The sequence below is a fragment of the Ensifer adhaerens genome (genome assembly GCF_028993555.1).
Classification (GTDB): Bacteria; Pseudomonadota; Alphaproteobacteria; order Rhizobiales; family Rhizobiaceae; genus Ensifer; species Ensifer adhaerens_I.
This window is the reverse complement of record NZ_CP118611.1, coordinates 465699-485000: the sequence shown is the minus strand read 5'-3', so window position 1 is coordinate 485000 and position 19302 is coordinate 465699. Positions and strand designations below refer to the sequence as shown.

Below are 19302 nucleotides of genomic sequence, written 5' to 3'. Positions count from 1 at the left end.
TCATGCTGAGCGCAGAACGGGAGTGGAGCAGCCCCAGCGTTTCCTTTGCGAAATCGGAGCCGTCCGCCTCGAGCGCTGCCAGAATTTCCTCGACCGTATCGAAGGCGAAGCAGCGGTCGATCAAGCTGAATTGCGCCTGAAGCGCTGTTGCCGGAGCCTCCGACGAATGCGCTGCAAGCACCGCATCAACCTCAGCGCTGCCCGCACTCGACGGCAGCGCGGCAAGATCGGCGATGAGAACTTCCAGCTTGTCCGAGGTGACAAAACTGTCCGCAAGGCGCGCATGGATCGCATCGGCCGCACCGATATCCCGGCCGGTCAGACCCAGATAGGTTCCGAACTCGCCGGGTGCCTTCGGCAAAAGCCAGGTGGCGCCGACATCGGGGAAATAGCCGATACCGGTCTCGGGCATCGCAAGCCGGGTGCGTTCGGTGACAATGCGATGGCTGCCGTGGGCGGAAATCCCGACGCCGCCGCCCATGACGATGCCATCCATGATCGCAATGTACGGCTTGCGGTAGCCAGAGATACGGCTGTTGACGACAAACTCCTCGCGCCAGAACTGCGCGCCCTCCTCCGGCCGCTCGCGGCCACTCTCATAGATCATGCGGATATCACCACCGGCGCAGAGCCCGCGTTCGCCCTCGCCCGTGACAAGCACAGCAGCGACCGCCGGATCATTTTCGAATTCGGTCAGGGCCGCCGCGATCAGCCGGATCATTGGGACGTTGAGGCTGTTGAGCGCGCGTGTCCGGTTCAGCCTGATTCTGCCGATCGCTCCCTGCCGCTCTACGATGACTTCAGGCGCCTGCATGTCCATGAACGATCTTTCCTGTTTCTGGCCTACTTCCGGCCGATAAGCGAACGCGCAACAATGAGGCGCATTATCTCGTTGGTGCCCTCGAGGATCTGGTGCACCCGGAGGTCCCTGACAATCTTCTCGACGCCATAGTCGGCGAGATAGCCGTAGCCGCCGTGAAGCTGCAGGGCGTCGTTGGCGACGGCAAAGCAGCGGTCGGTGACGAAGCGCTTGGCCATGGCGCAGAGTTTCGTCGCTTCGGGATCGCCGGCATCCAGTGCCGAGGCGGCACGCCAGAGGAAAGTGCGGGCAATTTCGAGATCGGTCGCCATGTCGGCGAGGCGGAACTGCAGGGCCTGGAATTCGCCGATCGCCTTGCCGAAGGCGCGGCGCTCCTGCACGTAAGCTAACGCCTTTTCGAAAGCGGATTGGGCGCCGCCGAGGGACGCAGCGGCGATGTTCAAGCGGCCGCCGTCAAGCCCGCCCATGGCGATCTTGAAGCCATCACCCTCCGCGCCGAGCCGGTTTTCTGAGGACACGCGCACGCCATCGAGCATGACGGCCCGGGTCGGCTGGACGTGCCAGCCCATCTTCTTTTCATTGGCGCCGAATGTCAGGCCTGGCGCATCCTTCTCGACCACGAAGGTGGAGATGCCCTTGGGGCCGTCCTCGCCGGTTCGCGCCATGATCACGTAGAGGCCGGATTCGCCGGCGCCGGAGATGAACTGCTTCTGGCCGGTCAAGACATAGTCGTTGCCGTCCTTCACCGCCTTGGTCTTCAGCGCTGCCGCATCCGAGCCCGAGCCGGGCTCTGTCAGGCAGTAGCTCGCGAGCACCTCCATCGTCAAAAGCTTCGGCAGCAACCGCTGGCGCTGTTCGTCCGTGCCGTAACGGTCGATCATGCCGGAGCACATGTTGTGGATCGAAACGAAGGAGGCGACGGCCGGGCAACCGGTCGCGAGCGCCTCGATGATGATGGCCGCATCGAGCCGCGTCAGCCCCGTGCCGCCGACGTCGTCGCGGACGTAGATGCCGGCCATGCCGAGCGCTGCAGCGCCGCGCAGCGTGTCGACCGGAAAATACTTCTGCTGATCCCAGTCGATCGCATGAGGGGCAATCTCGTCACGCGCGAAATCGAGCGCCATCTGACGAATGGCCTCCTGCTCCTCCGACAGGCGAAAATCCATATGCACGTCCTCCCTGACCGCATATTTGACTGATACGGGCCTAGTTACACCAAACTTCGTACACGGACAGGTGCAACTTCTCACAGGCTCTGTTCAAAAATGAACAGATGACCGCAATCAACTCTCGCTCAGACGATACGGCAGAGCGCCGCGTAAGTCATGATCCACAATCAGGCGACGCTTCAAAGGCGGCACTGCACGGCTCGCGCATTTCGTCCGCTCGCAGATACGGCAGGAAATACCGATCGGATCGAAGGCGGCGCGGTTGCCGAGATCCATGTCGTCCGCATAGACGAAGGCGTCGGCGTATGAGACCTCACAACCGAGCGCCAGAGCGTAGCGCGGCTGAGCGGCGCGGAAACCGCCGCCGCCCTTGGTGATCTGGGTGGCGAGACAGAGGTAACGCACTCCATCCGGCGTCTCGGCCAGTTGGCGGATGATCCGGCCTGGCGTTTCGAAAGCCTGATGGACGTTCCAGAGCGGACAGGCGGCGCCGAAGCGGGCGAATTGCAGCTTCGCAGCACTATGGCGCTTGGTGATGTTGCCGGCGCGATCGATGCGGGCAAAGAAGATCGGGATGCCCTTCTGTCCCGGCCGTTGCAGCGTCGAGAGGCGGTGGCAGACCTGTTCCAGCGAGGCGCCGAAACGGGCGGCAAGCAGCTCGATATCGTGCCTCAGGTCGCGAGCTGCCTTCGAGAAGGCCTGATAGGGCAGGATCAGCGCCCCGGCGAAATAATTCTGCAATCCGATCCGACAGATCTCATAGGCCTCCTCCGTGCGGAAACCGGCGCTGCCGGCCACGCGGTCGATCTCCTCGCGGGCATGAAGCTGGGCGATCTGCAGGGCGATCTGGAAGTCGCGCGTCGCCGCCGGCGCATAAGGGTTCAGCGTCAGGATGCGGGCACGCGGATCGAAGCGCCGGATCGCCTCGTCACCCGCATTGCCGCGCACGACCCGCACCCCGTGGCGCTGCTCCAGAAAGCTTGCAAGTGCTGCGTGATTGTCGCCCTCGCCGAGCCCGAGTTCGCCGGCCAGCCGCTCGGCAAGCAGATCGATCTCATGGATGTAGTTGTCGACGAAATGGAAGAAGTCGCGCACCTCTTCATAGGGGGTGGTTTCGACGAAGGGCGCGCCGCGGCCGATCGTGTCGTCGATGCTCGCCAACTGCTCGCTGTTGCGGCGATAGGCCTGGTGGCAGGTGATCAGCGCATGCGCCAGCCCCGGCGCATTCTGGGCGACGAGCTTCAGTTCCTGCAGGCTCGCCGAATAGGTCTCGAACAGCGGATCGCTGAGCGCCTCGGAAAGCGCCGAGAGCAGCCGATCGCCCTCCCCGGTCGAAAGTTCGGCGATATCGATCTGGAATTTTTCGGCAAGCGCCAGAAGCACGGCGGCAGAGACCGGCCGCTGGTTGTTCTCGATCTGGTTGAGATAGCTGGTGGAGATGCCGATGCGCTCGGCAAACTGGCCCTGTGTCGCCTTGTTCACTTCTCGCAATTCCCTGACCTTGCGGCCGATATAGAGCTTGCCTATCGCCATGTTTGCAACTTTGCAATTTACGTTTCACAAATTTCTCTATTTCACATTTGCACATGAAGGGACGTTTTTCCATACCGTCTTCGACGCTATTGCGAAGGTCGAAGCGCCTCTGCACAATCATTGAAAAAGCCGGGCATTAAAAAATCGGGAGGGCACCATGCGCGCCATACTAGAACAGGTCGAAGCCCGCCGGGCGGAAGCAAGAGCCGGCGGCGGCCAGCGACGGATCGATGCCCAGCACGGCAAGGGCAAGCTGACGGCGCGCGAACGCATCGAGGTCTTGCTCGATGAAGGCTCGTTCGAAGAATACGACATGTATGTCACCCACCGCTGCGTCGACTTCGGCATGGCGGAACAGACGGTCGCCGGCGATGGCGTGGTGACCGGCTGGGGCACGATCAACGGCCGCCAGGTCTATGTCTTCTCCCAGGACTTCACCGTGCTCGGTGGATCGCTGTCGGAAACCCATGCACAGAAGATCTGCAAGATCATGGATATGGCGGTCAGAAACGGCGCGCCGGTCATCGGCCTCAACGATAGTGGCGGCGCCCGCATCCAGGAAGGCGTGGCTTCGCTTGCCGGCTACGCCGAGGTCTTCCGCCGCAATGCCGAGGCTTCCGGCGTCATTCCCCAGATCTCGGTGATCATGGGCCCTTGCGCCGGAGGTGCGGTCTACTCGCCGGCGATGACCGACTTCATCTTCATGGTCCGTGATAGTTCCTACATGTTCGTGACCGGCCCCGACGTCGTAAAGACAGTGACAAACGAGATCGTCACGGCCGAAGAACTCGGCGGCGCCCGCACGCACACATCGAAGTCTTCAGTTGCCGACGGTGCTTACGAAAACGACATCGAAGCGCTGGAGGCGACCCGGCTGCTTTTCGATTTCCTGCCGCTCAACAACCGCGAGAAGCCGCCGGTCCGCCCGTTCCACGACGATCCGTCACGGCTCGAAATGCGGCTCGACAGCCTGATTCCCGACAGCGCCACCAAGCCCTACGACATGAAGGAATTGATCCTGGCGCTTGCCGACGAAGGCGACTTCTTCGAATTGCAGCAGAGCTTTGCCCGCAACATCATCACCGGCTTCATCCGCATGGAGGGCCAGACGGTCGGCGTCGTTGCCAACCAGCCGATGGTGCTCGCCGGCTGCCTCGACATCGACAGTTCGCGCAAGGCCGCGCGGTTCGTGCGCTTCTGCGATGCCTTCTCTATTCCGATCCTGACGCTGGTCGACGTGCCCGGATTCCTGCCGGGCACCGCGCAGGAGTACGGCGGCGTCATCAAGCATGGCGCCAAGCTGCTCTTTGCCTATAGCCAGGCAACCGTACCGATGGTGACACTGATCACCCGCAAGGCCTATGGCGGTGCCTATGACGTCATGGCCTCGAAGCATATCGGCGCCGATGTCAACTATGCCTGGCCGACCGCCGAGATCGCCGTCATGGGTGCCAAGGGCGCGACCGAGATCCTCTATCGCTCGGAACTCGGCGACCCCGAGAAGATCGCCGCGCGCACGAAGGAATACGAGGAGCGCTTCGCCAACCCGTTCGTGGCTGCTGAGCGCGGCTTCATCGACGAGGTGATCATGCCGCATTCGTCGCGCCGCCGTATCGCCCGCGCCTTCGCCTCGCTGCGCAACAAGAAGGTCGATCTGCGCTGGCGCAAGCACGACACGATCCCGCTCTGATGGAGGCGACGATGGAACGGGAGCCGGAGCGCGTCATGACGCCTGAGGAGGCCCGCCGCGACCACTGGCAGATGCTGCGCTACATGACCGTCAATGCGCTGATCGGCATGACGATCGGGGCGCTCACGGCCGGCGTGCTGATCTGGCTCAACATCGGCGCGGTCGGCACCCACATCATCCGCTCGACAAGCCCGGTTCTGGCCACGCTCATGGTCGTCGTGCCCTTCGCACTGCTCTTCGGAGGTGCTGCCGCAGCATCGTCGATCGCGCTTCTTCCCTATCGCCGCAAGTTCAAACGCTGACGCTCGCCCCAGGATTTGCCAGGGATTTGAAAGAGAAACAAATGTTCAAGAAAATCCTCATTGCCAACCGTGGTGAAATCGCCTGCCGCGTCATCAAGACCGCGAAGAAGCTCGGCATCGCCACCGTTGCAGTCTATTCCGATGCCGACCGCGACGCGATGCATGTGCGCATGGCGGATGAGGCCGTGCATATCGGCCCCTCGCCGTCGGCCCAGTCCTATATCGTCATCGACAAGATCATCGACGCGATCCGCAAGACCGGCGCTGACGCCGTGCATCCGGGCTATGGCTTCCTCTCGGAAAACGCCGCCTTTGCCCAAGCGCTCGACAAGGAGGGCGTCGCCTTCATCGGCCCGCCTGTTGGGGCGATCCAGGCGATGGGCGACAAGATCACCTCCAAGAAGCTGGCCGCAGAAGCGGGCGTCTCGACGGTTCCCGGCCATATGGGTCTCATCGAAGATGCGGACGAAGCCGTAAGGATCGCCTCCTCGATTGGCTATCCCGTAATGATCAAGGCATCGGCCGGCGGCGGCGGCAAGGGTATGCGCATCGCCTGGAACGACCAGGAGGCGCGAGAAGGCTTCCAGTCCTCGAAGAACGAAGCGAGGAACGCCTTTGGCGATGACCGCATCTTCATCGAGAAATTCGTGACCGAGCCGCGCCATATCGAGATCCAGGTGCTCGGCGACAAGCACGGCAACACGCTCTACCTCGGCGAGCGCGAATGCTCGATCCAGCGCCGCAACCAGAAGGTCATCGAGGAGGCGCCATCGCCGTTCCTCGACGCTGAGACGCGCAAGGCCATGGGCGAACAGGCGGTCGCACTCGCCAAGGCGGTCGGCTACCATTCGGCCGGCACCGTCGAATTCATCGTCGACGGCAAGCGCAACTTCTATTTCCTCGAGATGAACACGCGCCTGCAGGTGGAGCATCCGGTGACCGAACTCATCACCGGGCTCGACCTTGTTGAGCAGATGATCCGGGTTGCGAGCGGCGAGAAGCTCGCCTTCGGCCAGCAGGACGTGAAGCTCAATGGCTGGGCGATCGAAAGCCGGCTCTATGCCGAAGATCCCTATCGCAACTTCCTGCCGTCGATCGGCCGGCTGACACGCTACCGCCCGCCGGTCGAAGGCCGGCGCGACGGCGGTACGGTGACGCGCAACGATACCGGCGTCTTCGAGGGCGGCGAGATCTCGATGTATTACGATCCGATGATCGCCAAGCTCTGCACCTGGGGACCGGACCGCCGGACGGCCGTCGACGCAATGGCCGAGGCGCTCGACCAGTTCGAGGTGGAGGGAATTGGCCATAACCTGCCGTTTCTTTCGGCCGTCATGCAACAGCAGCGCTTCCGCGAGGGCCGGCTGACCACCGCCTATATCGCCGAGGAATTCGTCGATGGCTTCCATGGTGTTGCGGCCGACGAGCCGTCGCTGCGCAAGCTCGCCGCCGTCGCAGTCTCGGTCAATCAGATCCTGCAGGAACGCGCCAGCCAGATTTCCGGCACGATCGGCAATCATCGTCGCGTCGTTGGCCATAACTGGGTGGTCAGCCTTGGTAATCACGACATTGCTGTCACCGCCGGCGCATCCGCCGACGGTTCCTATGTGAGCTTTGCCGATGGCTCGACGGTCACCATCGCCGGCGACTGGGCTCCGGGTCGCACGCTTGCCACCTTCAACATCGACAATGAGCCCATGAGCGTCAAAGTCGACCTGGTCGGAACCGCCCTTCGGCTTCGCTGGCGGGGCATCGATCTCGTCACGCATGTGAGAAGCCCGCGGGTTGCGGAACTGGCACGGCTGATGCCGAAGAAACTGCCGCCGGATACGTCGCGCATGCTGCTCTGCCCGATGCCCGGCGTCATAACCTCGGTCACGGTCAAGGCCGGCGACACCGTTGAGGCCGGACAGGCGCTCGCGGTCGTCGAGGCGATGAAGATGGAGAACATCCTGCGCGCCGAGAAGAAGGCCGTGGTCAAGCGCGTGGCGGTTGCCGCCGGCGCCAGCCTCGCGGTCGACGAACTGATCATGGAGTTCGAATGATGGAAGCCGCAAAGCCATCCAGGCTTTGCCCCTTACCCTGACCCTCTCCCCGCGGGCGGGGAGAGGGAAGTTAAGCGCCGAGAGTTCCAGTGTCCCCTTCTCCCCGTCGGGACGGGGAGAAGGTCCCGGTAGAGGGATGAGGGGCTGGTCGAGTCAAGCAGAATGCGGAGCACGCCGATGACCGAGAAAACCATCAAGGACTGGGAAACGCTCGCCGAGCGTGAACTGAAGGCAGCGCCGGAAAGCCTCACCTGGCAGACGCCCGAGGGCATTGCAGTAAAACCGCTCTATACGGTTGACGACCTGCAAGGGATCGACCACCTCACGTCACTGCCCGGCTTCGAGCCCTTCGTGCGCGGGCCGCGCGCCACGATGTATGCCGGCCGGCCCTGGACGATCCGGCAATATGCCGGGTTCTCAACAGCGGAAGCGTCAAACGCCTTCTATAGAAAGAACCTGGCCGCAGGACAGAAGGGCCTTTCGGTCGCCTTCGACCTGGCGACCCATCGCGGCTACGACAGCGACCATCCGCGCGTCGAGGGCGATGTCGGAAAGGCGGGAGTGGCAATCGATTCGGTCGAGGACATGAAGATCCTGTTCGACGGCATCCCGCTCGAGGAGATGTCGGTGTCGATGACCATGAACGGCGCCGTCATCCCGATTCTTGCCTCGTTCATCGTCGCCGGCGAAGAACAGGGCGTTTCGCGCGACAAGCTGTCAGGCACGATCCAGAACGACATCCTCAAGGAGTTCATGGTCCGCAACACCTACATCTACCCGCCGGAACCCTCGATGCGCATCGTCGCCGATATCATCGAGTATACGGCGAGGGAGATGCCGAAGTTCAATTCGATCTCGATCTCCGGCTACCACATGCAGGAAGCCGGCGCGACGCTGGTGCAGGAGCTTGCCTTCACGCTGGCCGACGGGCGCGAATATGTGCGGGCGGCGATTGCGAAGGGGCTGAATGTCGACGAATTCGCAGGTCGCCTTTCCTTCTTCTTCGCGATCGGCATGAACTTCTTCATGGAAGCTGCGAAGCTTCGCGCGGCGCGGTTGCTCTGGACCCGGATCATGAAGGAGTTCGAGCCGAAGAAGCCGTCGTCGCTGATGCTGCGCACCCATTGCCAGACTTCGGGCGTCTCGCTGCAGGAACAGGATCCCTACAACAACATCATCCGCACCGCGTTTGAGGCAATGTCGGCAGCCCTTGGCGGCACGCAGTCGCTGCACACCAATTCCTTCGACGAGGCGATCGCGCTGCCGACGGAGTTCTCCGCCCGCATCGCCCGCAACACGCAGCTGATCCTGCAGCACGAAACCGGCGTGACCAAGGTCGTCGATCCGCTCGCCGGATCCTACTACGTCGAGAGCCTGACCAACGAACTCGCCGAAAAGGCCTGGACGCTGATCGAGGAGGTCGAGGCGATGGGCGGCATGACCCGCGCCGTCAATGCCGGCCTGCCGAAGCGGCTGATCGAGGAGGCGGCAACCCGTCGCCAGGCGGCCGTCGACAAGGGCGAAGAAGTCATCGTCGGCGTCAACAAGTACCGCCTCGACAATGAGGAGCCGATCGACATTCTGGAGATCGACAACAGCGCCGTACGCGCCGCGCAGATCCGTCGGATCGAGGAAACCAAGCGTCGGCGTGATAGCGTCGAGGTCAAGAAGGCTCTGGATACCCTCGCCGAGATCGCGCGCACTGGAGAAGGCAATCTGCTGGCCGCCGCCGTCGAGGCGGCGCGGGCGCGCGCCACCGTCGGCGAAATTTCGGACGCCATGCGTGGTGCTTTCGGTGACCACGCCGCAACGCCCAAGGTCGTCAGCAAGATCTACGGCAAGGCCTATGAGGGCGAGCCTGAACTCGACATGCTCTCGGGGCGCCTCGACGAGGTCTCGGCGAAACTCGGCCGCAAGCCGAAGATCATGGTCGCCAAACTCGGCCAGGATGGGCACGACCGCGGCGCCAAGGTGATCGCGTCCGCCTTCGGAGACATCGGCTTCGACGTGCTCGCCGGCCCACTGTTCCAGACGCCGGAAGAGGCCGCTGACATGGCGCTCGCCAGCAAGGTCAACGTCATCGGCGTCTCGTCGCTGGCGGCCGGCCACAAGACGCTGATGCCGCAGCTTGCCGAAGCTCTGAAGAAACGCGGCGGCGAGGACGTCATCGTCATCTGCGGCGGCGTCATCCCGCGTCAGGATTACGACTACCTGATGGACAACGGCGTCTCGGCCGTCTTCGGTCCGGGCACCAATGTGCTCGACGCCGCGCGCGCCGTGCTCGACCTGATCGAAGGCAAGCGCCGCAACATCTGACACGGCAAGGCGGAGCGCTGTTTGGCTCTTCGCCTGCCCCGTGTGGTTGTCGTCACCAACTGGCGCAACTATGTTGTCGCCATGATGTCGATCACCGAAGTCTTCGGACCCTTTGCCCTGATGGGGCGTCTCATTGCTCGCTTCTGGCCGCAACTCCTCTTGATTGGGACCTGCGGCTACATCGCGCATGATCTCCTGATGCGTGCGGCCGTTGCGATCGGACAGCAACATCCGCTCGGCGGTATGGTGACGCTCTCCTTTGTCGTGTTGGCGAAGCTCGTTGTTGTTGTTCTGATGTTCATGACGCTCCGCCCCGGGCTGCCGGCACTTGAAGCTCTCCGCCAACAGCCGGCTGCGGCCGAGGCCACCAGCGCTGCACCGAAACCCGACCGCAGGCTGCTCGCCGTCACCGCCGCCGCCATCCTGCCATTCTTTGCCTACTACGCCGCCTGGGGTTTCCTCGGCGACACAGTGCGCGAGTATTCGCGTTTGGCACTCGACGCCGTCGCCTTCGGCGAGAAGGCCGACTTCTTCGATATCCTGAAGTCGCGCGGCCTCCTGATCTCGATCGCGCTCTGCTGGCTGGTGCGCTTCGGTGCGAAGCACATGAGCAAGCACAGCGAAACATCCTTCTGGCGACTGCTGGTCGTCGCGGCGGACGCGAGCTGGATCTTCATCGGGCTTTACGGCGTGTCGGTCTGGAAGGACCAGTTCATCACCTGGCTCGGTGCCGGCAGGCTTCTCAGCATGAACGGCTTCACCTTCACCGGCGTCGCGCATGCCGCCGAGACCTTCGTACCGGTGGAACTGAGGAGGCCCTATTGGAACGTGCAGGCAGAGGGCCTGTTCTTCTACGCGCTCCTGCCGATCATCTGGCTGGTCATGGCGGCGATCATCAACGGCTATGAGCTCTCAAGCCCGGCAGCGCGGGCAAAACCGTCCTCGCCGCGGCCGCGTCGGGTGAGAACTCTTCGCAAGTGGATTGCCGATTTTCTCGAGCACTTCGTCAGCGATTATCGCTCCCGCTACGCTCCGATCTGGACCTGCCTGAAGCTGACGCTCGGTTCGGGGCTTGCCACGCTATTTGCCTTCATTATCGCCTACCGCGCCATCGCATGGGCCGGAGCCTGGATCTGGTACGCGGCGACACGAACACTCGGCATGGGCGACCTGGCGAGTTGGCAGCTTGTCTTCGATGCACTCAGCCTTTTCATCGGCAGCCCCAGCGATCTCGACGGCGGCATCGTGCTCGATGCGCTGCGCATCACCTTGCTGGCGGCGATGCTCGAGCACGCGGTTTCCCGTCAGGCCGAGAAGGACGAAATCAGCTACGCGTCCACTTGAAGATCAGCGTCTCGTCGCTGGCACCCGGAAACTCGATCCGGAGAGAAAGGTCACGTGCCTCCGAGGGAACGATGAAGCTTTCGGCCATGCGCACCGCGGCGCCATTCTGGGCCCCGGCTAAGGCCGTTATGCCGCAGCGCGGACGCTCGGCCGCCTCCGGATACATCTCCCGCACGACCGGCTCGGTCAGCGTGACGGGCTCGAAACGGCGTCCCTTGCCGTCGATCAGCCGCACGCGGCAGGCCCCTTGCGACAAAACGGCTGGATCGGTCGGCGACACCTCGAGCTCGGCAAGAACGACGCGCGCGTCATCGGTGTGCGGCAGGCGTCTCATGTCCAGGAGCTTCCACTGCCCACCGGCGAAGGCCTGCCCCACTCCACCCTCGACGACGATTTCCTCCTTGTGGGTGGCAAGCCAATGCCCCTCTCGCAGGTTCTCCCAGGCGCGGACGGCGAAGGCGAGCGGCAGTGCGACGACCAGCGCCAGCAGGCAGATCCAGAACGTGAATTTCTCGCTCATACCGGTCCCTCCTCAGCGCGCCGCAAGCGTCCAGGGCGTGCCGCTGCTGTCGCGCACAATGGTGACGGATGACTTGATATCCGTCGGCTGCTTGTCGCCGAGCACTATCCAAAGCTCTTCCGCAAGTGGCATCACAAGGCTACGGGCGACGAGCAGCGTGCCTTTGGCGACGGCCGCTTCGGGAAGTTCGAAGGCAAGGAGCACCGGCTTCGGCAGGCCTGGCTCTAGCCTTTCCGTTGGCAGATAGCCGGGCACGGTCGAGAACCGCTGGCTGAGCTCGTAGCGCAAGCCGTTGTCGGCCAGCCACTCTGCCGAGGTCAGCGTCATCGTCTCGGTTTTTGCGATGGCCGCTCCTTCGATGATGAGCCAGACACCGGATGTGGAGTATTCCTTGATCCGCCCGAAGCTCTCCACCCTGACCTGGCGCGCCAGGTACACATTGGCCGCGCCGAAGGCGAAGTCCCGGCTCTCGACCCGCTCGCCGACGGCGCCGCGAATGGCAATCGGCGCGGTGATTTCACCATAGCCGGGTGTGCTGTTCCGCATCGCGTAGAGCGCGGCGACCACCAGGATGCAAAGCAAGAGTATGCGGACGGCCGACATCATTGCCCCGTCGATCCCGGATCTTGCGTGACGCCGATTTCGATCACTGCAGCCTCGCCGTCATCGAACCAGTTGGGCGCGCCGTAGAGATTGTCATGTGGCTTATAGATCTGTTTGGCGATGGATAGCGAAACCTTCTGTGGCTCCGGGCGATTCCCCGGCCATTCCCAGACCGCGATCAGCTTTTCCGGCATGTTCGGGTTGATCGCACTGGCGATCCATTTGTCCCGGGCGAGATAGTAGACCGGCTTCGGTGATGCGATCGCTCGCTCGTCCTTGATCGTAATCAGGTTCATAAAGGCATTGCTGCTCGCGACCGAACGGTTGTCCAGGTCGAGCTCCACCATCAGGAACCGCTTGGGCTCGAATGGTTCGGTCCCGGTCGGCGGCACGGACGCCATGGTGGCGCCGTTGATCGTCACCAGCCACCTGCCGGTATCGATCGCCTCACCCTTGGCAGCACTGACGGTGGGCGTCGGATGCGCCGCGTCATAGACTGCGCTTGCAAAAGAGATCGCAGCCGCCGCCATTCCGCCAATACCGGTGATCAGCATGATCAAAAGACGCTGCCTGATTTTCGATCGTCGCGCGATCGGCATTTGCCCTCCGTCCACCCCTGCGGATGTTGCAACCGGAAGATAGGGAGGTTCTTGCGGAAAATCAAAACACGGGTGTCGCAGCACGAACCTTTATCGTGCAGCGTCGCTACATCCCGACCTAGATCCGTTGCATCTCGATCGGCGCCGGCTGAGGTCGCCGGTTCATAGCGGGAAGTCCTCTTTCGAAGGTCGCGCGAATGGACAGTGGCCTGCCTGCTGCCTGCGAAACCACCATGAACATCTGCAATTGCCGGCCACGCCGAACGAACTGAATGCCAAAATGCTTGCCGCCATAGACGCCGGAGACAGTGGACTTCCATTGCCCCGCGCCTGCGGCAAGTTCAAGGTCCGAGAAATCCTCGGCGTTGACGACGGCCTGCCAGCCAGTGTTGCTCGTGACGGTCAGCAGGTCGCCATGTTTCACGATTCCGATGTAGCACTGATCGCAACGACCGGCCGTCGACGTCAGCTGTCGCCATTGCCCGGCAAAGGCAGAGCCGTCCGCCCGCACCGCGCCTGCAAGAGAGAAAAACAACAGGCAGACACTACCGATTTCTCGGAAAAACTTCACACCTCAACTCCCTGATCGTTCCCAGCCTTCAGGTCGCTGGGAGCGCTGCCGCCACATTCACTGATTGCACAATACACACACAGCAACCCTGAAGAAAATAGCTGATGTGGCGGATGCTTACCGATCGCTTTCAAGGCAGCTTGCCCCCGCATTGGCGCTTGCCTTCTGACGGTGGCGGGCGACAATCGAAAGGAGCGGAAAAGGAGGAACCAGATCCCGTTTCGTCCTGTGTCCTCCGCTTCACCTGGGAGGCCTTCGATGCGCAAACTGCAATCGCAAGGGGTTCATCACATCACGCTCGTCGGTGCCGACCGACAGACGTCGATCGATTTCTGGGAAGGGCTTCTCGGCATGCCCTTCATTTTCGAGCAGCCGAATCTCGACCGGGCGAGCGAAAGCCACCTCTATTTCGACCCGGGCGATGGTCGCCTGATCACCATCTTCACCGACGAGAACCGCAAGCCCGATCCGGAGCGAACCCCGACGGACATCGGTTGCGTGCACCATATCGCCTTTGCCGTTTCGCGGGCGACATTCAATCAGGCGGTGGAACGGCTCGACGAACGAAATATCCGGCACAGCGGCGTCAAGGATCGCGGCTTCATGGATTCCGTCTACTTCGAGGATCCCTTGGGGCTGCTGGTCGAGCTCGCCTCCTATCGCTTCGAGCCGCCACCGGGCCACAGCCACGCCGAGGTGCTGATGGAAGCACATAAGGTCAGGGTCGCACGCGGCGATTACAATATCGCCGAGGTGCATCTGGCCGATGCGATAGAGACACTGATCGAGCGCGCACGGCCGACGCTGTCGCCCGACCGGGAACCGAAGGATCCCTATCGGCAGCGATAGAGCCTTTCGAACCCACCGCCTGTCGTTCAACGCGCGCGACCGGGCCGGCGAGCGAGCCGGAACCGCGTGTATCGCGAGCAAAGGGAGGAGTGACATGCCTGCAATCAAGCTCAACGTGATCAAGCCCAGCGTCAACAACATGACGGCGCGCGTCTTCCTAAGGGCAGCCAAGCTCGACTTCAGCGAACAGGATGTCTATGGCCAGACCCGGACCGCCGAATATCTGGCGAAAGCACCGTCGCATCTGACGCCGATGATGGAGACTGCGGATCTGCCCAAGGGTGCCCTGTGGGAGAGTTGCGCGATCATGCAGTACCTCTGCAACAAGCATGGGCTCGACGAATTCTATCCGAAGGATCCCGAAAGCCGCGCCATGATCGATAGCGCGATGTTCTATCTCATCGGCACGTTCTATCCCTATCTCGCACGGGCCACCTATCCGGCTCTGAACTTCCCGCTCTACGCCGGCGAAGTTGGTTGCAGCGACGCCGACGCGGAAACCAAGGAAAAGGCACGCCGGGCCGCTGTGGAGGCGCTTGCCGAACCGCTCGACGTCTTTCGGACGTTCTATATCGGCGACAAGCCCTTCATCGGCGGCTCCAAGCCATCGATCGCCGATATCCGGCTCGCAGCAACGCTCGAGTTCCTGGCGGCAATCGACTACCAGCTGCCGGACTGGGCGAAGACCTATGTCGCCAACATGGAGAAGGCGCTCGGCAACGCCTACACCGAACCTGCAGGCGATGTGCGCGGTTACATCGGCTACGTGAAATCGCAGCGGCAATAGGCGGCTGAGGCAAGGGTCACTGAAGGAGAAGTGCTACGCCGGTCGCTCCGAGTGCCAACGTCCATAGGCGGTCGAAGTTTATCCAGGTCGAACGCAGCACCGCTAGGTCAAACCAGGCAAAGACGGCGAGCGACAGCACTGCGGTCACGGTCAGCATTGCCACGCTATGCACCGCGACGGCGGCCAGCGAGATCGGCAGCGAACTTGCCAGCGCCAGCTCGCCGGCATGGTCCGCAAGACAGAGGCCAAGGACGGCCGGCACCAACATCAGGCCCGCCCCATGGCTCGTCGCCATCAGGAAGGACCAGAGCGCAAGCCCGGCCATGCCGGTTCGCATCCCAATTCGAACGCGATGTCGGTGTCCATAAAGGGCGGTGTAGACGGCTACCCCCAGAATAAGCGCAGCCGCAGCCATCCTGAAGGTGATCGGGTCCAGGGTCGATCCAAAAGCGACGACCCCGGCCAGGACGGCCGCAACCGAGATCGCATGACCAATTGCGATGGGCGCAAGGGACAACCAGACAACCCGACCGCTCTGGCGATGAAGTCCGAGCGCCACTGCGAACAGCCAGCCCATTGCCGGGTTGACACCGTGAAAAGCGCCGAGGCCGGCAATCGAAAGCCACGGCCAGAACGTCGTCATTCGCCCCGACAGGACCGCACGGTCGTCCCTCCCCTACGGATAGCAATAGGAATCGGACGAGCAGTCCCCGCCTTCGAGACGAACCTGGTGGGGACGATGGCCTTTCGGCCAGTCGACGAAGAAGTTTTCGTCGAAGGCGATGCCGCCGACGTCAGCAACATCCAGCTTGACCATCCACCCGTCGATGCCTTCGGGGTAGAACTGCGGATCGATGGCGCCATAGAGCGAATTGGTGAAATAGACCCGCCTGCCGTCGCGGCTGATCTCCACCATCTGCGGCCCACCGTTCAGCGCGCCGTTCTTCGCCTTCGGATGGCTTGCCCGCGAAACGATGCCGCCGATCCGCACCCGGCCGGTCTCCTTCGGCGCAAAGGGATCCGAGACGTCATACTGGATCATGTCGCCGGTGCCCCAGCAGGAAACGTAGAGGAACCGGTCGTCCATCGACAGGTCGATATCGGTAACGAGTGGCGCGACGGCGCTGAAACCTTTGAGCACCGGTGGCAGTAGGTCGGGGTCTGCCGGCTCGGCTGGGATCTCGATCACCTTCCTGACCGCCCATCGGTCGCCGTCGCGATACCAGGTCCAGATCGAGGCCGACAGGTCCTTGAGGCTGATGACGCAGCCGACGAAACCATAGGCCTTGGTCGGATCATGCGCCGGGCGCAGTTCAAAGACGAGCTGGTGCTCCTCACCGAAATCGATCTCCTGCAGATGCTTGCGCTTGTGCAGGTCCCAGAAATGCAAGCGGCGGCCATACTTCGACCCGAGCAACACCTCGGGAACCAGCCCGTTCTCGAAGGTATCCGGCGTGCCCCATTCGCTGGTGATCAGCGTGTCGTGGCCGAGATGCCACCAGAAATCATAGGCGAGCTTCTGTGGCCCGCGATCCATTTCCCACTGGCCGAGCACGTCGAAACTCTGGTGGTCGAGCAGGAAGATCCCGCCGGGCGCCTTGCCGTCACGGTCCGCAAGCGCGTTGACGTAAATCCCCTCGGGCCCGCAATGGGTGGTGTGCAGCCGTGAATAATTCGCCTTCTCGGCGATTTCCGAGGGCTCGATCACCCGGACGACCTTCGGATTGCGCGGGTCCGGCTTGGTATCGATGATGTGCAGGCGGGAGGATCTCAGTCCCGGAACCACCAGGTAGCGACGCTCGACATGCGGGTGCGGCGCATTGGGGCACAGGCAGGACGAACAGGCGTTCCAGCCGAAATGATGCAACTCGTCGCCGACATTGGGCATATCGACCTGTCCGACGATCTGCGAATAGCTTGGCGACGTCGGATCGACGTCGACGACTGCGATCGCATCCGCCCGCTTTCGGTCCGGATCGAACGCCGCCACATAGGCGAGCGTTTCCTTAGGCGCCTTGGCTGCCATGCGCGGTGATGGATAGAAGGAAGGATCGGGTCGCCACGTCGCCATTACCATTCTCCCGTTAGAGAATTCTCAATGCGCGGTTCCTGATGTGGGCTTCGGTCATGCGGCAAAAACGCGTCGGAAATGCGGCGTCTGCCTTATTTCCCGATAGATGAAGGGTCCTGGCGGCGGGCTGCTCCCTCGTGCGTCGCCGCGCCTACCAAGCTGTCTTACGTCTCGATTTTCAACTTCATTCGATCCGCTGCGAAACGGCTGCGCGAGTACTCCACCGGCTTGCCGTCGAGATCAGCATTGAGGGACTGGGCTTCGAGCACGATCGCGCCGGGCGAAAGCTTCAGCATCGAGAGTTCCTCGGCATCGGCATGGCGGGCGACAATCTCGGTCGAGGCGCGTACGTAATCATCCAAGCCGTGGGCGGCGAAGGCCTTGGTGACGGAATGCAGCCGTTCGAATTCTTCGGCCATGCGAGGGAATCGATGTGCGGGATAATAGCTCGAGGATACCGACAGCGGCCGGCCATCACCGCTGCTGACGGTCCTGAGCTCGATCACCGTATCGTCGGGCGCTATGCCGAGCGCCTTTGCGATCTCGCCGTTTGCCGGCAATTCGGCGTGGCCGAGCAGTCTCGTGCCGATCTCCTTTACCTGATGACCAAGCCCTTGCGAAAAGCGGGTGCGCTTCGAAATCGGGTAGCTCACCCTTTCCTTGCGCTCGATCATCGTGCCGCGCCCCTGAACGGCGCGCACGAGCCCCTCCTCTGCAAGAGCTGCGAGCGCACTTCTCACCGTATGCCGGTTGACGCCGAACTCGCCGGCAAGCGCAGTTTCGGGTGGCACCATGCCCGTCTCGTCATAGTCGCCATTGCTGATCGCCAGGCGGATCCGGTCGGCGATCTGCCGCCAGAGAGCGACGCCAGTCTGGCGCTCCACCACTTTTGGCATTGCCGTGTCTTTTCGCATTGGCATGTCACAAGCCTGTCATTTGCCGACGATATGAAAAAGTATAAGATGTATAGTTGTCTAGATCAATAGACATTTGAGGTGAAAATGATGGATGCCAAAGTGAAGCAGGAAAGCCCGCCGAATCCGGCGCGCAAGGAAGCCATGGGTCTGCTCGCCCGCGCAACCCTCGACGAGCTGAATGCCGCCTGGGAAGCGCTCGCCGACAAGCCGGATGTTCATCCGGTCCGCGGTCCGGAAACCGGTCTCGTCATGGTGCGTGGCCGCATCGGCGGCGGCGGCGATCCCTTCAATCTCGGCGAGGCGACCGTTTCGCGCGCGACCATCCGGCTTTCGACCGGCGAGATCGGCCACGGACAGCTGCTTGGCACCGACAAACAGCGCGCCCGCCTGGCCGCCATCTTCGATGCGCTTTCCCAGCGCGTTGGCGGCAACGTTGTCGTCGATGCTCTTCTCCGTCGTATCGCGGAGCGGCTTCAGCAGGAAGAGCGGCAAAAAGCCGAAGAGACTGCGGCAACCCGCGTCGACTTTTTCACCATGGTCCGGGGAGACGACTGATGGCCAGCCAATCGCAGATTTACGCCGGCGCTTTCGCCGATCCGGTCTTTGCCGCCCAGTCCGTGTTTCGCGATCTGATGGACGGTTTTGCCCGTCCGGGCACGATCAAGCAGCTTTCCGCCAAGAGCGTGCCCCCTGCTCCATTGAGCGCCGCGGCCGGCGCCGTGGCACTGACGCTTTGCGACCACGATACGCCCGTCTGGCTGACGTCGGCGCTATCCAAATCCGCCGTTCCGCAGTGGATCGCCTTTCATAGCGGCGCACCGGTAACCTCAAGCAAGACCGAAGCCCGCTTTGCCTTCTTTGAAAGGGGCGCTGCCATTCCGAGCTTCGATCATTTCGCGCTTGGCACGCAGGAGTATCCGGATCGCTCCACCACGCTCGTCATCGAAATCGAAGCGCTCGCAGACGGCGCACCTCTCGTTGCCAAGGGCCCCGGCATCAAGACCGAGGTCGAGATTTCGCCAAAGGGTCTGCCGGACGTGTTTCTGGAGTTCTGGAACGCCAATCGCGCCATCTTCCCGCGCGGCGTCGATCTCGTGCTGACCGCAGGTGACGCGCTTGTCTGCCTGCCGCGCACCACCCGTCTTTCGCCGAAGGAGGCGTGATCC

The 19302-nt window shown here is 62.5% G+C and carries 19 protein-coding genes (1 of these 19 cut by a window edge); 9 read left to right on the top strand and 10 right to left on the bottom strand.

Annotated features, from left to right (window positions below):
• The 3 genes from PWG15_RS22610 to PWG15_RS22600 all read right to left on the bottom strand — a co-directional run.
• A protein-coding gene (locus PWG15_RS22610) for an enoyl-CoA hydratase/isomerase family protein (RefSeq protein WP_275026247.1) crosses the window boundary here: on the bottom strand, window positions 1-820 show its 5' portion. Its footprint begins 233 nt before the window's first position; the window shows 820 of its 1053 coding nt (coding positions 1-820); it begins with the start codon at window positions 818-820; its stop codon lies beyond the left edge, outside the window.
• A 23-nt stretch (window positions 821-843) separates the two neighbouring features.
• On the bottom strand, window positions 844-1986 hold the full coding sequence (locus PWG15_RS22605; RefSeq protein ID WP_275026246.1) for an isobutyryl-CoA dehydrogenase: 1143 nt from the start codon (window positions 1984-1986) through the stop codon (window positions 844-846).
• A 117-nt stretch (window positions 1987-2103) separates the two neighbouring features.
• Window positions 2104-3522, bottom strand: coding sequence for a helix-turn-helix domain-containing protein (locus tag PWG15_RS22600; RefSeq protein WP_275026245.1), 1419 nt, complete (start codon window positions 3520-3522; stop codon window positions 2104-2106).
• Window positions 3523-3679: 157 nt separating this feature from the next.
• Here PWG15_RS22600 and PWG15_RS22595 point away from each other — a divergent pair, with 157 nt between their 5' ends.
• From PWG15_RS22595 to PWG15_RS22575, 5 genes are all read left to right on the top strand, one after another.
• Complete coding sequence (locus PWG15_RS22595) at window positions 3680-5212, top strand: acyl-CoA carboxylase subunit beta (RefSeq protein ID WP_275026244.1); 1533 nt, start codon at window positions 3680-3682, stop codon at window positions 5210-5212.
• A gap of 11 nt (window positions 5213-5223) precedes the next feature.
• Window positions 5224-5514 (top strand): hypothetical protein, encoded by a 291-nt coding sequence (locus PWG15_RS22590; protein WP_275026243.1) that lies wholly within the window; start codon window positions 5224-5226, stop codon window positions 5512-5514.
• A 41-nt stretch (window positions 5515-5555) separates the two neighbouring features.
• Window positions 5556-7559, top strand: coding sequence for an acetyl-CoA carboxylase biotin carboxylase subunit (locus PWG15_RS22585; protein ID WP_275026242.1), 2004 nt, complete (start codon window positions 5556-5558; stop codon window positions 7557-7559).
• Window positions 7560-7736: 177 nt separating this feature from the next.
• Complete coding sequence (gene scpA, locus PWG15_RS22580) at window positions 7737-9875, top strand: methylmalonyl-CoA mutase (RefSeq protein WP_275026241.1); 2139 nt, start codon at window positions 7737-7739, stop codon at window positions 9873-9875.
• A gap of 21 nt (window positions 9876-9896) precedes the next feature.
• Window positions 9897-11219, top strand: a complete 1323-nt coding sequence (locus PWG15_RS22575) for a hypothetical protein (protein ID WP_275026240.1) — start codon at window positions 9897-9899, stop codon at window positions 11217-11219.
• Here the strand turns inward: PWG15_RS22575 and PWG15_RS22570 are convergent.
• The 4 genes from PWG15_RS22570 to PWG15_RS22555 all read right to left on the bottom strand — a co-directional run bounded on the left by PWG15_RS22570 (window position 11200) and on the right by PWG15_RS22555 (window position 13512).
• A complete protein-coding gene (locus tag PWG15_RS22570) occupies window positions 11200-11739 on the bottom strand; it encodes a hypothetical protein (protein ID WP_275026239.1) in 540 nt (179 codons plus the stop codon). The two genes, PWG15_RS22575 and PWG15_RS22570, sit on opposite strands and share 20 nt — an antisense overlap.
• A gap of 12 nt (window positions 11740-11751) precedes the next feature.
• Window positions 11752-12345: a hypothetical protein gene (locus tag PWG15_RS22565; protein WP_275026237.1), complete on the bottom strand. Its 594-nt coding sequence runs from the start codon at window positions 12343-12345 to the stop codon at window positions 11752-11754.
• On the bottom strand, window positions 12342-12941 hold the full coding sequence (locus PWG15_RS22560) for a hypothetical protein (RefSeq protein ID WP_275026236.1): 600 nt from the start codon (window positions 12939-12941) through the stop codon (window positions 12342-12344). Before PWG15_RS22560 ends, PWG15_RS22565 begins: the two co-directional genes overlap by 4 nt.
• Window positions 12942-13059: 118 nt before the next feature.
• The gene (locus PWG15_RS22555; protein ID WP_275026235.1) at window positions 13060-13512 is read right to left on the bottom strand and encodes a hypothetical protein; all 453 of its coding nucleotides are present in this window, start codon (window positions 13510-13512) and stop codon (window positions 13060-13062) included.
• A 258-nt stretch (window positions 13513-13770) separates the two neighbouring features.
• On the opposite strand from PWG15_RS22555, the gene PWG15_RS22550 reads away from it, so the two are divergent.
• Window positions 13771-14361 carry a VOC family protein gene (locus PWG15_RS22550; protein WP_275026234.1) on the top strand — a complete coding sequence of 197 codons (591 nt, stop codon included), beginning with the start codon at window positions 13771-13773 and terminating at the stop codon, window positions 14359-14361.
• A 94-nt stretch (window positions 14362-14455) separates the two neighbouring features.
• Window positions 14456-15148, top strand: a complete 693-nt coding sequence (locus PWG15_RS22545) for a glutathione S-transferase family protein (protein WP_275026233.1) — start codon at window positions 14456-14458, stop codon at window positions 15146-15148.
• A 16-nt stretch (window positions 15149-15164) separates the two neighbouring features.
• Here PWG15_RS22545 and PWG15_RS22540 read toward each other — a convergent pair whose 3' ends face one another.
• The 3 genes from PWG15_RS22540 to phnF form a co-directional block, all read right to left on the bottom strand.
• The gene (locus tag PWG15_RS22540; RefSeq protein WP_275026232.1) at window positions 15165-15791 is read right to left on the bottom strand and encodes a hypothetical protein; all 627 of its coding nucleotides are present in this window, start codon (window positions 15789-15791) and stop codon (window positions 15165-15167) included.
• A gap of 33 nt (window positions 15792-15824) precedes the next feature.
• Window positions 15825-17219, bottom strand: a complete 1395-nt coding sequence (locus tag PWG15_RS22535) for a selenium-binding family protein (RefSeq protein WP_275026231.1) — start codon at window positions 17217-17219, stop codon at window positions 15825-15827.
• A gap of 164 nt (window positions 17220-17383) precedes the next feature.
• Window positions 17384-18115 carry a phosphonate metabolism transcriptional regulator PhnF gene (gene phnF / locus PWG15_RS22530; protein WP_275026230.1) on the bottom strand — a complete coding sequence of 244 codons (732 nt, stop codon included), beginning with the start codon at window positions 18113-18115 and terminating at the stop codon, window positions 17384-17386.
• A 108-nt stretch (window positions 18116-18223) separates the two neighbouring features.
• Between phnF and phnG the strand changes: the two genes are divergently transcribed.
• Together phnG and phnH are read left to right on the top strand one after the other, a co-directional pair.
• Window positions 18224-18691, top strand: coding sequence for a phosphonate C-P lyase system protein PhnG (gene phnG, locus PWG15_RS22525; protein ID WP_275027162.1), 468 nt, complete (start codon window positions 18224-18226; stop codon window positions 18689-18691).
• A complete protein-coding gene (phnH, locus tag PWG15_RS22520) occupies window positions 18691-19299 on the top strand; it encodes a phosphonate C-P lyase system protein PhnH (protein WP_275026229.1) in 609 nt (202 codons plus the stop codon). Before phnG ends, phnH begins: the two co-directional genes overlap by 1 nt.
• Window positions 19300-19302 lie beyond the last annotated feature (3 nt).